The following is a 13,262-nucleotide window of genomic DNA, read 5'->3' as shown; positions in this document are numbered from 1 at the left end:
TCACGTTTGGTTGACCACGGCAACGAGTCCGGAATAAAGTTGCGGAAAGCAACCTTTAGTCGGATATGAATCGAGCTCCCTCCGTGACCCAGGTCGAACCCGCGACCACCCCGGCTGTCGAGCAGCCGGGCCAGATGTCCCACCGCCAGATCATGGAGGCCCTCAGCGGCCTCCTGCTGGCGATGTTCGTGGCGATGCTGTCCAGCACCGTCGTCAGCAACGCGCTGCCCCGCATCGTCACCGACCTCGAGGGCAGCCAGACCGGCTACACCTGGGTCGTCGTCTCGACCCTGCTGGCCATGACCGCGACCACCCCGATCTGGGGCAAGCTCGCCGACCTGTTCAGCAAGAAGCTGCTCGTCCAGACGGCGCTGGTCATCTTCTCGGTCGGGTCCGTGATCGCCACCTTCGCCACCAGCATGGAGGTGCTGATCGGTGCCCGGGTCGTCCAGGGCCTCGGCGTCGGCGGCCTGACCGCGCTGGTGCAGGTCGTCATCGCCAGCATGGTGAGCCCGCGCGAGCGCGGCCGCTACTCCGGCTACATCGGCGCCACCTTCGCGGCCGCCACCGTCAGCGGCCCGCTCATCGGCGGCCTGATCGTGGACAGCCCCGCCGGCTGGCGCGGCTGCTTCGCCCTCGGGCTCCCGTTCGCGGTCGCGGCGTTCGTGCTGCTGCAGAAGACCCTGAAGCTGCCGGTGATCAAGCGCGAGGTCAAGATCGACTACGTCGGCGCCACGCTGATCATGGCGGGCGTCTCGATCCTGCTGGTCTGGGTCTCGCTGGCCGGCAACCAGTACGACTGGGCCTCGACCACCAGCTTCGTCCTGGTCGCGGTGGGCGTCCTCGTGACCGCCGCTGCGGTCGTCTACGAGGCCAAGGTCGCCGCCGAGCCGGTGATCCCGATGTACCTGTTCCGCGACCGCACGATGAGCCTCGCGACCGTGGCCTCGGCGCTGGTCGGCGTCGCGATGTTCGGCTCCACGGTCTACCTGAGCCAGTACTTCCAGCTCGCCCGGGGCATGTCCCCGACGAAGGCCGGGCTGATGACGGTCGCCATGGTCGTCCCGCTGATGCTCTCCAGCCTGGTCAGCGGCAAGATCATCACCCGCACCGGCGTGTGGAAGCGCTGGCTGGTCGGTGGCATGGCCCTCGTCGTCGCGGCGCTCGCCCTGCTCGGCACCATCGACGAGAGCACGCACCTGGTCCTGGTCGGTGTGTTCATGGCGCTGCTCGGCTTCGGCATGGGCGCCACGATGCAGAACCTCGTGCTGGCCGTGCAGAACAACGTCCCCCTGAGCGAGCTCGGGGCGGCGAGCTCCGTGGTCGCCTTCTTCCGCTCGATGGGCGGCTCCGCGGGCGTCTCGGTGCTGGGCGCGATCCTGGGCACCCAGGTCGCCGACAAGGTGGCCGCCGGCTACCAGGCCGCGCAGCAGATGCCGAGCGGGGACTTCGGGTCGCACGCGATCCCCGACCTGGCGAGCCTGGCTCCGTGGGAGGCACAGATCTGGGAGCACGGCTTCGGCGCCTCGATCGGCGAGCTGTACCTCATCGCCGCCCCGGCTGCCCTCCTGGCGTTCCTGTGCGTGCTGTTCATCAAGGAGGTCCCCCTGCGGACTACGGTGTCCCTGGCCGAGGAGGTCGCCCCCGAGGCGACGGAGGAGCTTCACACACGATGATCGCCACCGAGCAGGACACCCGACGCGTCGAGCACCTGCACAGCCTGGAGCAGGAGGTCGGGGTGCTGATCCGTCGTGTACGACGGGTGATCGGCCAGCGCTCCGAGCTGGTGCACCCGCAGCTGCAGTACGGCGCGTACCTGATGCTCGGCTACCTGATCAACCACGGGCCGCTGCGGGCGTCCGCGTTGGCCGAGGTCTTCGACATCGACAAGGGGGCGATCAGCCGCCAGATCCAGCACCTGGAGGAGCTGGGGCTGGTCGACCGCACCCCCGACCCCGCTGACGGCCGCGCGTCGCTCGTCTCGGCCAGCGCCGAGGCGACCCGCCGCTTCGACGAGGTCGCGGCGGATCGTCGTCGCTGGCTCGACGAGCGGCTCGGCGACTGGACCGAGAGCGAGCTCGGCGAGTTCGCCGCGATGCTGCGGCGCTACAACGAGACGCTCGGCAACTGAGCTTCCCCGGTCGGCGGCTCAGCCCAGCCAGACCGCGGTGTCGGGCGGCAGCCCGCCGGCCAGCGGCCCGCTGGCGATGATCACCTCGCCGGCGGGCAGCGGGACCGACTCGGTGCCGCAGTTGAGCACCACCGTCACCGGTCCGCGGCGCAGGACGAGCACGTCGGCGTCGCTGCCGATCACCTCGACGTCCTCGCCGGCGGTGGTCGCGAAGGTCCGCCGGGCCGCGAGCGCGGCCCGGTAGAACTCCAGCGTCGAGTCCGGGTCGCCGCTCTGGGCGGCCACGGTGAGCGGCGCCCAGTCCGCGGGCTGCGGGATCCACGGCTCACCACTCGGCCCGAAGTCGTACGGCGGCCGCGTGCCGCCCCACGGCATCGGCACCCGGCAGCCGTCCCGGCCCACCTCTCCGGTCCGGAACCAGGAGGGGTCCTGGCGGTGCTCCGGCGCCACGTCGACCTGCTCCAGGCCCAGCTCCTCGCCCTGGTAGAGGTACGCCGACCCGGGCAGCGCCAGCATGGTCAGCGTCGCCGCCCGGGCGCGCGCGAGCCCGACCGGGCCACCGCCGTACCGGGTGGGGTGCCGGACGACGTCGTGGTTGGACAGCACCCACGTGGGGGAGGCGCCGACGGGCGCGACGGCCTCCAGGGTGCCGGTGACGACGTCGGCGAACGCCTTGGCCGACCAGGGGGCGAGCAGCCAGGAGAAGTTGAACGCCTGGTGCATCTCGTCGGGCCGGACGAACCGTGCCATCGACTCCGCGGTCTGGGTCCAGGCCTCCGCGACGAGCATCCGGTCGCCGTCGTAGGAGTCCAGCACCCGGCGCCAGCGGCGGTAGACGTCGTGCACCTCGGGCTGGTCCCACATCGGCTCGTCGCGCAGGGTGCGCTCGACCATCGACTCGCCGGTCGGCGCCCCGCTGCCGAGCGACTCGCCCTCGCCGACCACCTGGTCGCGCAGCGACTCCTCCTTGACGAGCCCGTGGGCGACGTCGATGCGGAAGCCGTCGACGCCGCGGTCGAGCCAGAAGCGCAGCACGCCCTCGAACAGGTCGCCGACCTCCGGGTGGCGCCAGTCGAGGTCGGGCTGGGTGGAGTCGAAGAGGTGGAGGTACCACTGCCCGTCGTCCACGCGGGTCCAGGCCGGCCCGCCGAAGACCGACTGCCAGTTGTTCGGCGGCTCGGCGCCGTCGGGGCCGCGGCCGTCGCGGAACAGGTAGCGGGCGCGCTCGGGGCTGCCCGGCCCGGCGGCCAGGGCCGCGGCGAACCACGCGTGCTCCGACGAGGTGTGGTTGGGCACCAGGTCGACGATCACCTTCAGCCCCAGCTCGTGTGCGCGGGTCGTGAGCGCGTCGGCGTCCGCCAGGCTGCCGAAGAGCGGGTCGACGTCGGTGTAGTCGGCGACGTCGTACCCGTGGTCCTTCTGCGGCGAGGTGTAGAACGGCGTGATCCACAGCGCGTCGACGCCGAGGTCGCGCAGGTGGGGGAGGCGCCCGGTGATGCCGGGCAGGTCGCCGACGCCGTCGCCGTCGCTGTCGGCGAAGCTGCGGACGTAGACCTGGTAGGTGACGGCGTGCCGCCACCACTCGGGGGAAGTCATGGCTCCCAGGTAACCAGGCGGTCGATGGGTCAGTTGAAGGCGTCGGGGTCGACGACGATCCAGGTCGCCTCGGCGGTGCCGACCAGCCCGCCGTCCGCGGCGTACGCCGATGTCGCCGTGAACACCTTGCGCCCCTCGGTGCCGCGCAGCTCGCCCAGCACGACGTGCTCCTCGCCGACGACGGGGCGCCGGTCGACCCGCGCGGTGATCTGCCCGAGCACCATCGGCCGGTCCGCGACCCCCGCCGCCCAGGCGCCCGGGCAGTCCAGGGCGGCCCAGGTGACCGGCAGCGTCGCGAGGCCGTCCTCGCCGACCGAGGGGGCCGGGGTCCAGGTGGCGGCGACCCGGTCGGGGCCGACCGGCCCGGAGAAGATCCGGAGCGCGTCGCCCGGCTCGCGCCCGGTGCCGCAGGTGAAGCAGGTCGGGAACGGGTGGCTCGCCAGGCCGGCGTACGTCGCCTCCGCGGCCCGGGCGGTCGCCGCGTCGACCGGTGCGACCGGGGTGAGGTCGTCCTCGGCCGGGCGGGCCTGCAGCACGGTCGTGTCCCCGTCGAGCGCCCGGGTCCAGCCGTCGTGCTCGTCGATCCGCAGGGACGCGTCGAGCGGCGGCGGTCGCTGCAGGCGCACGGTCACGACCGGCGCGTCGAGGTGGGCCGCGAGCGCGCCGGCGCTCCAGCCGCCGTTGCCGGAGCGGGCCGGGCCGCAGAACCGGGCCGGGACGGTGAGGGTGCTCATCGCCTGATCGTCTCCCATCGCGCCAGCGCCTCGCGCCGCTCCTCGGCGTGGTCGACGATCGGCAGCGGGTAGCCGACCCGGTCGCGGTCGTCGGCCGACGGGTCGTGCGGGTCGGAGACGTCGGCCAGCTCGGGGACGAAGCGCCGCACGTAGTCGCCGGCGGGGTCGAACTTCCGCCCCTGCGAGGTCGGGTTGAAGACCCGGAAGTACGGCGCCGCGTCGGTGCCGCAGCCGGCCGTCCACTGCCAGCCGTGCTGGTTGGAGGCGAGGTCGCCGTCGACCAGCCAGTGCATGAAGTGCCGGGCGCCGTGCTGCCACTCGACGTGCAGGTCCTTGACCAGGAAGCTCGCGACGATCATCCGGACCCGGTTGTGCATCCAGCCGACCTCGCGCAGCTGGCGCATCCCGGCGTCGACGATCGGGAAGCCGGTGCGGCCGTGCTTCCAGTCCTCGAGCTGCTCGCCCGGGTCGTCGTACGGCATCCGGGCGTGCTCGGGGCGGAGGTACTCCCGCGCGGTCTCGGGCCGGTGGCCGAGCACGTCGGCGTAGAACTCCCGCCAGGCCAGCTCGGCGCGGTAGGTCCGGGCTCCCTGGCTGCGCCGCCGGGCCAGGTCGGCGAGGAGTGTGCGGGGGTGCACCTCGCCGTACTTCAGGTGCACCGACATCCTCGAGGTCCCGTCGACGCCGGGCCGGTCGCGCTCGTCGGCGTACGCGTCGACGTGGTCGAGGAAGTCCGCCCACCGGCGCAGTGCCGCGCGCTCGCCGGCCTCGGGCAGGGTCAGCCCGGCGGGCACCGCCGGCTCCGGGATCTCGGTCGTGCCCTCGTCGAGCGCGAGCCAGGTCGCGCCGGTCGGCGCCTCGACCGGGGGCCGCCAGCCGTGGTCGGCCCAGGCCTTCGAGAACGGCGTGAACACCTGGTACGGCGACCCGTCGCCCTTGGTGACCCGGCCCGGCGCCACGGCGTACGGCGAGCCGGTGCGCACGAGCTCGATCCCCGCCTCGCCGAGCGCCTCCTCGACCGCGGCGTCCCGCCGGCGGCCGTACGGGCCGAAGTCGGCGGCGACGTGCACCCGGGTGGCGCCGACGGCCCGCGCGGCCAGCACGACGCGGCGGACCGGGTCGCCGCGCACGACGCTCAGTCCGGCGCCGCGCTGGCGCAGGGACGCGTCGAGCGAGCGGAGCGAGGCGCCGAGGTAGGCGCGGCGGCTCGGGCCGGCGGGCACCCACAGCGCCGGGTCGAGCACGAACAGTGGCAGCACCGCGCCCGCGCCCGCGGCCTCGACGAGGGCGGGGTTGTCCGCGAGCCGCAGGTCGCGGCGGAACCACATCACGGCACTCGTCGTCTCGGCCATCGTGTTCACGATGCCAGCACGGTGGTGACGGACTCAATCTTGAACGAGTCAATTGTGCGGGGGTCCTCCGATAGGACAGAATGGCCGGGTGAGCGACCTGATCGACACCACCGAGATGTACCTGCGGACCATCTACGAGCTGGTCGAGGAGGGGATCGTCCCGCTGCGTGCCCGGATCGCCGAGCGGCTCCACCAGAGCGGACCGACGGTCTCCCAGACCGTGGCCCGGATGGAGCGCGACGGCCTGCTCACCGTCGAGGGCGACCGGCACCTCGAACTCACCGAGCAGGGAAACCGGCTCGCGACCCGGGTGATGCGCAAGCACCGGCTCGCCGAGCGCCTGCTCACCGACGTCATCGGCCTCGACTGGGAGCTGGTCCACGAGGAGGCGTGCCGCGGGGAGCACGTCATGTCCGAGACCGTCGAGCGGCGTCTGCTCGAGCTGCTCGACCACCCGACGGAGTCGCCGTACGGCAACCCGATCCCGGGGCTCGACGAGCTCGGTCAGCGCGAGGTGGCCGAGGAGTTCATGGCCGACGTCGAGCCGCTGTCGAAGGCCGCGGGCTCGATGGAGGGTCGGGTGCTGGTCCGCCGCATCTCCGAGGAGATGCAGAAGGACGAGGTCCTGATGAGCGCGATGCGGCGGGTCGGCGCGCTGCCGGACAAGACCGTCACCGTCGTCTCGACGCCCGAGGGCGTGCTGGTCGGCTCCGGCGGCGAGACCGCCGAGATCGTGCCCGAGGCGGCCGACCACATCTTCGTCAAGCGGATGTGACCTGCCCTCGCCGGTCTGGACCGGTCCAGACCGGTCGAGGCCTGCGGGTGACCTCCTCGCCACGGCCCCGTTGAGGGGGCATGCACCTGTCGCTCGTCCCCGCCCCGCCCGCGTCCGCCCGACCCGTGGAGGTCGACGACGTCGTCGAGATGCTCCGCGAGCTCGCGGCGATCATGACGCGAGCGCGCTGAGGAACTCGCTGCACCCCACGTCGAGCCGGTACGTCGCCAGCTCGTCGCCTCGCGTCGTCCCGCGGTTGACGATCACCACGGGGATGCCCGCCTTGGCCGCCCGCCGGACGAACCGGAACCCGCTCATCACCGTCAGGCTCGAACCCGCCACCAGTAGCACCCCGCCGGTCTCCGCCAGCCCGTCGACCGCGGCGTAGCACCGCGCGACCCGCTCGGCCGGGACGTTCTCGCCGAAGAAGACCACGTCCGGTTTGAGCACCCCGTCGCACGTCTCGCAGCCGGGGACCACGAACCCGGCCGTCTCCTCGAGGTCGACGTCGCCGTCGGGGCGCACCTCGACCGTCGCGTGCCGGTCGAGCCAACCGGGGTTCGCCGCGGCCAGGCGCTCCTGCAGTGCGGTGCGCGTCGAGGTGGTCCGGCAGTCCAGGCAGACGACGTCGGCGATCCGGCCGTGCAGCGCCACCAGGCTCCGGCTGCCCGCGCGCTCGTGCAGGCCGTCGACGTTCTGGGTGATCAGCAGCCCGGGGTCGAGGGCGGCCAGCGCCCGGTGACCGGCGTTCGGGTCGGCCCGGCGCATCCGGCTCCAGCCCAGGTGGCTGCGCGCCCAGTAGCGCCGGCGGGCGGGCTCGCCGGAGACGAACTCGCCGTACGTCATCGGCATCCGCGCCGGCGATCCCGGGCTGCGGTAGTCGGGGATGCCGGAGTCGGTCGAGAGCCCCGCGCCGGTGAGCACCACCAGCGGGCGGTCGGCCAGCAGCGCGAGGGCCGCGTCGGCGGTCGAGCCGGCCGAGACCGTCAACGTGCGTACCGGAGGGCGGCCCGGGCGCGCGCCTTCTCCGCCTCGACCTCCCGGTTCTTCGGCGGCGCGGTCGTCACCAGCGAGTCCAGCAGGTGCTCGGTCAGGTGCGCGATCTCCGCGACGGCCCGGTCGAACGCGGCCTGGTTGGCCTGCGACGGCTTCGTCGTACCGCTGACCTTGCGGACGTACTGGAGCGCCGCCGCCGTGACCTCGCTGCGGGTCGCCGGCGGCTCGAAGTTGTTGAGCGGACGGATGTTGCGGCACATGGTTCGAGCGTACGCCGGGAGCGGGTCGAGCTCCCCTCACAGCGCGAAGTACGACACCTCGGACCCGGTCACCAGCACCACCCGGCCGTCGGGGAGGGGGACGGTGCGGACCTGGTCGACGTCGGAGCCGTGCTCGACCTCGACCATCCGGTTGGCGATCCGCCGGTGCGCGAAGTTCAGCACGGAGACGTAGCCGGTGCGGCCGGCGCGGCCCCATCGCTCCACCACGGTGAGGGCGGTGCGCTGCTCCGGCAGCCAGGTCAGCTGCCGTGGGTCCGTGCCGGCCAGCGCCTGGGTGTTGCGGCCGTAGGAGAGCACGTCGAGACGCTGGACGTCGGCGAGGTCCGTGACGTTGAAGAAGCCGACCTGGGCGCCCCAGCCCCGCCGCCCGTCGTTCGCGGGTCCCTGACCGATGCCGATCATCCGGTTCTTGCCGAGCGGGTGGAGGTACTCCGAGAACCCGGGGATCTTCAGCTCGCCGATCAGCGTCGGGCGCTCGGTGGTCAGGTCGACGGCGTACAGCGGGTCGACCTGCCGGAAGGTCACCACGATCGCCAGCCCGTCGAACCAGCGCACGGACCGGATCTGCTCGCCGACGCCGAGCTTGTCGAGGCGGCCGGTCTCGACCAGGGCCGGACCGTCCTGCTCCAGGGTGACGACCGAGTTGAAGTTGCCGGTCCGCTCGCTCGGGCCGACCGCGAGCCGGAGCACGCCGTCCTGCTCGTCCATCGCCCAGCGGTCGGCGACCTGCCCGTCGACGCGTCCGCTGGCGAGGTACGTCGTGCCGGTGCCGTCGAGGGCCAGGTCGTGCACCGTCGTGGTGCCGGCGAGCTCGTCGTCGTACGCCGGCTCCGGTCGGATCCGGTCGTCGGCCCAGAAGCAGCAGCCCCACGGGCCGGTGCTGTGGCCGGCCGCGAGGTAGAGGTGGTCGGTCGAGAAGTACGCGACGTCGGCGGTAGCGGCCAGGCCCTGGACGCTCCGCGCGTCCGGATCGCCTGACGCGCCCGACTCGAAGCCGACGACGGCCAGGGTGTCGAGCCCGGCGGACTCCTCGGGCAGCGCGACGTCGGAGCAGTCGAGGAGCGGTTCCGCCGCGCCGTCCCCGTCGGCGACGGTCGGCAGCCAGTCCTCGATCGTCGTCGCCCGGACCAGCTTCCGGTTCGCCCGGGTCGCCGCCCGCGTGGTCCGGCCGCGGCGCGGCTCGACGAACGGCAGCTCGGGCAGCCCGGCCGCGAGCACGACCCGGACCACGCTGCCGTGCAGGCGCGCGGCGACCAGCCGGGCGTCGTACTCGGTCGTCGCGGTGAGGACGGGCTCGGCCGGGTCGGTCAGGTCGACGGTGTGGACGACGGTGGACCCGTCGTCGCGTCCGGCGAGGATCGTGGCGGTGCTCTCGGAGAGCAGCAGCTCCCCGGCGCGTGACCTGGCCACGACGAGACGTCCCAGCGTGACCGGGGCGCTCCCGCCGCTGACGTCGTACGTCGTCAGCACGCCGTCGTCGAGCCGCACGAGCAGCTCCCCGTCGGTCTTGACCACGTCGGGCTCGTCGACCCCCGACTCCTGGACGTTGGTGCCGCTCTCCTCGCTGGTGGCGCGCTGCGCGGAGGGAGCCTTGAGCGCCCGGGAGGTGGTGGCGGAGAGGTTCGCCGAGAACGCCATCGCGCCGTCGGCGGCGATGCCGAACCCGCGCATCAGCTCCCCGCCGCCCCAGCCCCACGGTCCGACCAGGTCGACCGCCCGGTCGACGTAGGCGTCCAGCAGCTCGCCGCAGTCGTCGGCGAAGTCCACCGGCGCGCCCGTGGCGGCGGCGGGCACCGGCCCGGGGCCGGCGGCGACGCTCTGTCCCCGTGAGGTGTCGGATCCGTTCACCGCCGTCCCGGCGAGGAAGGCGCCGACGAGGGCGGCGGTGGCACCGAGAATGAGGAGCGGGCGCGAGCGAGGCATGGGACCTCGGACGTCGGGACCGCCCGAGCGGTTCCCGCCCGGGTTCGGGGGCGGCTGGCAGCATGGCGGCCATGGCTGCCCCCGACCTGGACCTGGTGCTGTTCGGCGCCACCGGCTTCACCGGCGCGCTCACCGCCGCGTACTTCGCCGAGAACGCCCCTACCGGACTCCGCTGGGCGATCGCGGGACGGAACCCCGAGAAGCTGGCCGCGGTGCGCGACCGGCTCGGTCTCGAGGTGGAGCTCCTGCACGCCGACGTGACGGACCCGGCGTCGCTGGCCGACCTCGCCGCGCGCACCAAGGTCGTGATCACCACCGTCGGCCCCTACCTGGAGTACGGCGAGCCGCTGGTCGCGGCCTGCGCGGAGGCCGGCACCGACTACGTCGACCTCACCGGTGAGCCCGAGTTCGTGGACCGGATGTACGTCGCCCACCACGCCACCGCCGAGCGCACCGGCGCCCGGATCGTGCACGCGTGCGGCTTCGACTCGATCCCGCACGACCTCGGCGTGCTGCACACCGTGCAGGAGCTCGCCGCGGGCGGACCGGTCACCGTGCGCGGGGTCGTCCGGGCCGGCGGCACCTTCTCCGGTGGCACCTTCCACTCCGCCCTCAACCAGTTCGCGCGCGCCCGCCAGATGCGTGAGGCGGTCGCGGCCCGCCGCCGGGTCGAGCCGCGGCCCGACGGCCGCTCGTCGCGGGCGGTGCGCGGCACGCCGCACCGGGACCCGCTGCTGGGGTTCTGGCTGGTGCCGCTGCCCACGATCGACCCGATGGTCGTGGCGCGCAGCGGAGCCGCGCTGCCGTCGTACGGCCCGGAGTTCCGCTACTCCCACTACGCCGGCACCAAGACGTTGCGGTACGCCGCGGGCGGGGCGCTCGGCGCGGGCGCGATCGCGCTGGCCGCCCAGGTCGGGCCGCTGCGCAACCTGCTGCTCGACCGGCTGCCGCGCGGGGAGGGTCCGGACGAGCGGCGCCGCGAGCGCGCCTGGTTCACCGTCGACCTCGTGGGCGAGGGCGACGGCCGCACGGTCCACACCCGGGTCTCCGGCGGCGACCCAGGCTACGACGAGACGGCGAAGATGCTCGCCGAGTCCGCGCTCTGCCTGGCCTTCGACGACAACCCGCCGACCGCGGGCTCGGTGACCACCGCCCAGGCGATGGGCCCGAACCTGCTGACCAGGCTGCGCGCGGCGGGGATCCGCTTCGAGACCCTCGACCAGCCGTAGCGGAGCCGGGAGAAATGGAAGAAGCCCGCTGGTGTCTCGGGTCACCAGCGGGCTTCGAGGACTACTTTAAACGCCGCTCTGAGTGCCTGTCCTGAAAACGACGCTCACCCGGAGGGGTGGTCCAGACCGCCGGCCAGCCGGTTGCCGATGATCCAGCCCATGCCGAGCGCGGTGAGCAGCCCGTTGCCGGACAGGTAGCCGTCGGAGGACTCCCCGGCGAGGCCGCAGGCGGTGCCGCCGCCGGCGTACAGGTGCGGGATCGGGGTGCCCGAGCCGTCGAGCACCTCACCGGCGGGGGAGACGACCAGGCCGCCCTGGGTGGTGAGCAGCCCGTGCGTCACCCAGGCGAGGTGGTACGGCGCCTCGAGCGCGCGGCGGCCGGGCAGCGGAGCGATCGCCATGCGGGTCGCCTCGACCGAGAGACCGAGAGCGTCCGCGAGCTCCTCGACGGAGTCCGCGTCGCGGATCGCCCCGGCGTCGAGGCACTCGCGCATCATCTCGGACTCGCGGGTGGCGGCCATCGCGGCGGCGTCCCAGATCATCACGGCCCGCTCGCCGTCCTGGGCCTGCAGGATCCCGGCCAGCGACGAGTAGCCCTTGGACTCCTCGTCGACGAACCTCCTGCCGGTGCGGTCCACGAGCACGGCGCCGTTGAACTGCAGGGCGGGGGAGACCCGGGTGCCGTGGTCGACCACGACCAGGCCCGAGCGAAGCCCGGCGCCCATGTTGCGCAGCTGTGCGCCGAGCGGCAGCACCCACGCGAGCGCGTCGCCGGTCGAGGTCGACACGCCGCCGTAGAACGGGTTGCCCAGGTGGGCGAGGTGCTCCTTCACGAGGGCGGGGTTGTTGGCGAACCCGTCGGCGGCCAGCACGACGCTGCCGGCCCGCACCCGTAGCAGCGAGCCGTTCTGGGAGACGACCACGCCGGCGACCGTGCCGTCCTCGACGACCAGGTCGACGACGGGCGCCTCGTCGACGAACGCGACGTTCTCGCAGCCGTCGAGCAGGTCGCGCAGGTGGCGCATCAGCCGCGCGCCGCCGAGCCGTCCGGTGTCGGTGTGCAGCCGCGGCACCGACATGCCGGCGCGGGGCATGTCCGCGCCGATCTCGATCGGGTAGCCGCTGTCGGCGATCCACTCGACGTACGCCGGGGCGGCCGCGCACAGCGCCTCGACCACGGGTCGCCACCCCTCGTCGCCGGTGGCGCGCAGGATGTCGTCGGCGTGGGCCTGCGGGGAGTCGGCGATGCCCGCCGCGGCCTGGAAGCGGGTGCCGCCCGCGGCCAGCGAGCCCGACGAGATCGCCGCGTTGCAGCCCTCCCGGTCGGACTTCTCGAAGACGGCCACGACCAGGTCGGGGTCTCGGGCGGCGCGGAGCGCGGTCATCAGGCCGCACGCCCCGCCGCCCACGACCGCGACGTCGACCTCGTCGTCCCAGCCGGTCACCGGAGTGCCTCGGGAACCCCGTAGAACGCCCGGGCCGCGTCGACCAGCGCGCGCTCCGGCCCGGCGCCGTAGAACCCGACCCGGGACGGCCGCAGCCCGGTCGCGCGGAACTGCGCGGCCCGCAGCTCGGCCGTCCGCACGCAGGTGCCGAGCGAGTCCAGGACCGGCACGTCGTCGACCCGGGAGATCCCCTGGTCGGCGAGGAACACGTTGAGCGGTCCCTCGCCGGGCACGATCACCGTCGCGCCCGCGGCGATCGCCCGGCGCGCGGCCCGCTCGAAGGCCTCGACCAGCCCGCTCGGCGAGGCGTACGCCGCCATCACGTCGTGGAACTCGGCCTCGACCTGCACGATCGGGCCGACCAGGTCCTCGAGCCGGTAGTTGCGCAGGTTGCGGCGCAGCTGCGGCTCGAGCGCGGCGATGAAGTTGACGATGCCGACCCGGTCGCCGAGCTGCGCGGCGGCCAGCACGGAGGTCTGCCCGAAGGTGACGACGGGGATGTCGACCAGGGTGCGGACCTCCTCGAAGCCGGTGTCGGGGATGGTCGCGATGAGGAACGCGTCGTACCCCTCATCCTGGGCGCACAGCGCGGCCTGCACGAACTGCTCCTTGTGCAGCCCGGCGAGGTAGGCGTAGCCGATGTGGGTGCCGGGGTAGTCCGACGGGTAGGTGCCCGCCTTCATCCCGTGCAGGTCCACGACCGTGTCGGGCCGTGCCTGCGCCCGCAGGTGCCGGGCCAGCGCGTCGCGGTAGTGCGGGACGTCGTCGAGCACGGTGAACGACTGGTGCCAGATCCGCAT

General features: G+C 73.5%; 12 protein-coding genes. 4 read left to right on the top strand and 8 right to left on the bottom strand.

Features of this window, described 5'->3' with window-relative positions; all coding sequences use genetic code 11:
- Positions 1-83: 83 nt before the first annotated feature.
- On the top strand, positions 84-1,676 hold the full coding sequence (locus VMF51_RS01385) for an MDR family MFS transporter (protein WP_325472590.1): 1,593 nt from the start codon (positions 84-86) through the stop codon (positions 1,674-1,676).
- Positions 1,673-2,131, top strand: a complete 459-nt coding sequence (locus VMF51_RS01380; protein ID WP_325472589.1) for a MarR family winged helix-turn-helix transcriptional regulator — start codon at positions 1,673-1,675, stop codon at positions 2,129-2,131. Before VMF51_RS01385 ends, VMF51_RS01380 begins: the two co-directional genes overlap by 4 nt.
- A gap of 18 nt (positions 2,132-2,149) precedes the next feature.
- Here VMF51_RS01380 and VMF51_RS01375 read toward each other — a convergent pair whose 3' ends face one another.
- The 3 genes from VMF51_RS01375 to VMF51_RS01365 are packed head-to-tail and all read right to left on the bottom strand — an operon-like array spanning position 2,150 to position 5,813.
- Positions 2,150-3,727, bottom strand: a complete 1,578-nt coding sequence (locus tag VMF51_RS01375) for a glycoside hydrolase family 13 protein (protein WP_325472588.1) — start codon at positions 3,725-3,727, stop codon at positions 2,150-2,152.
- A gap of 29 nt (positions 3,728-3,756) precedes the next feature.
- On the bottom strand, positions 3,757-4,461 hold the full coding sequence (locus VMF51_RS01370; protein ID WP_325472587.1) for a hypothetical protein: 705 nt from the start codon (positions 4,459-4,461) through the stop codon (positions 3,757-3,759).
- Positions 4,458-5,813: a deoxyribodipyrimidine photo-lyase gene (locus VMF51_RS01365; protein ID WP_325472586.1), complete on the bottom strand. Its 1,356-nt coding sequence runs from the start codon at positions 5,811-5,813 to the stop codon at positions 4,458-4,460. Before VMF51_RS01365 ends, VMF51_RS01370 begins: the two co-directional genes overlap by 4 nt.
- 88 nt (positions 5,814-5,901) lie before the next feature.
- Between VMF51_RS01365 and VMF51_RS01360 the strand changes: the two genes are divergently transcribed.
- Positions 5,902-6,588, top strand: coding sequence for a metal-dependent transcriptional regulator (locus VMF51_RS01360; protein ID WP_325472585.1), 687 nt, complete (start codon positions 5,902-5,904; stop codon positions 6,586-6,588).
- Positions 6,589-6,759: 171 nt separating this feature from the next.
- Here the strand turns inward: VMF51_RS01360 and VMF51_RS01355 are convergent, their stop codons facing one another.
- Genes VMF51_RS01355 through VMF51_RS01345 form a run of 3 tightly spaced genes read right to left on the bottom strand, consistent with a single transcriptional unit; the run spans position 6,760 to position 9,788 of the window.
- Positions 6,760-7,578, bottom strand: a complete 819-nt coding sequence (locus tag VMF51_RS01355) for an NAD-dependent protein deacetylase (RefSeq protein WP_325472584.1) — start codon at positions 7,576-7,578, stop codon at positions 6,760-6,762.
- A complete protein-coding gene (locus VMF51_RS01350; RefSeq protein ID WP_325472583.1) occupies positions 7,575-7,844 on the bottom strand; it encodes a DUF2277 domain-containing protein in 270 nt (89 codons plus the stop codon). Before VMF51_RS01350 ends, VMF51_RS01355 begins: the two co-directional genes overlap by 4 nt.
- 36 nt (positions 7,845-7,880) lie before the next feature.
- Positions 7,881-9,788, bottom strand: a complete 1,908-nt coding sequence (locus VMF51_RS01345; protein ID WP_325472582.1) for a beta-propeller domain-containing protein — start codon at positions 9,786-9,788, stop codon at positions 7,881-7,883.
- A gap of 71 nt (positions 9,789-9,859) precedes the next feature.
- On the opposite strand from VMF51_RS01345, the gene VMF51_RS01340 reads away from it, so the two are divergent.
- Complete coding sequence (locus VMF51_RS01340; protein WP_325472581.1) at positions 9,860-11,017, top strand: saccharopine dehydrogenase family protein; 1,158 nt, start codon at positions 9,860-9,862, stop codon at positions 11,015-11,017.
- Between the two features lie 104 nt (positions 11,018-11,121).
- On the opposite strand, the gene VMF51_RS01335 is transcribed toward VMF51_RS01340, so the two are convergent.
- The gene (locus VMF51_RS01335) at positions 11,122-12,462 is read right to left on the bottom strand and encodes an FAD-dependent oxidoreductase (protein WP_325472580.1); all 1,341 of its coding nucleotides are present in this window, start codon (positions 12,460-12,462) and stop codon (positions 11,122-11,124) included.
- The gene (locus tag VMF51_RS01330; RefSeq protein ID WP_325472579.1) at positions 12,459-13,262 is read right to left on the bottom strand and encodes an aspartate/glutamate racemase family protein; all 804 of its coding nucleotides are present in this window, start codon (positions 13,260-13,262) and stop codon (positions 12,459-12,461) included. The genes VMF51_RS01335 and VMF51_RS01330 overlap by 4 nt, the downstream gene beginning before the upstream one ends.

It is taken from the genome of Nocardioides sp. (assembly GCF_035503875.1).
Taxonomy (GTDB): Bacteria; Actinomycetota; Actinomycetes; order Propionibacteriales; family Nocardioidaceae; genus Nocardioides.
This window is presented reverse-complemented; position numbering and strand designations above follow the sequence as displayed.

Coding starts and splice junctions, on each gene's coding strand:
- VMF51_RS01380 (WP_325472589.1), top strand. CDS start 1,673: ATGATCGCCACCGAGCAGGACACCCGACGCGTCGAGCACCTGCACAGC.
- VMF51_RS01375 (WP_325472588.1), bottom strand. CDS start 3,727: ATGACTTCCCCCGAGTGGTGGCGGCACGCCGTCACCTACCAGGTCTAC.
- VMF51_RS01370 (WP_325472587.1), bottom strand. CDS start 4,461: ATGAGCACCCTCACCGTCCCGGCCCGGTTCTGCGGCCCGGCCCGCTCC.
- VMF51_RS01365 (WP_325472586.1), bottom strand. CDS start 5,813: ATGGCCGAGACGACGAGTGCCGTGATGTGGTTCCGCCGCGACCTGCGG.
- VMF51_RS01350 (WP_325472583.1), bottom strand. CDS start 7,844: ATGTGCCGCAACATCCGTCCGCTCAACAACTTCGAGCCGCCGGCGACC.
- VMF51_RS01345 (WP_325472582.1), bottom strand. CDS start 9,788: ATGCCTCGCTCGCGCCCGCTCCTCATTCTCGGTGCCACCGCCGCCCTC.
- VMF51_RS01340 (WP_325472581.1), top strand. CDS start 9,860: ATGGCTGCCCCCGACCTGGACCTGGTGCTGTTCGGCGCCACCGGCTTC.
- VMF51_RS01330 (WP_325472579.1), bottom strand. CDS start 13,262: ATGCGGATCTGGCACCAGTCGTTCACCGTGCTCGACGACGTCCCGCAC.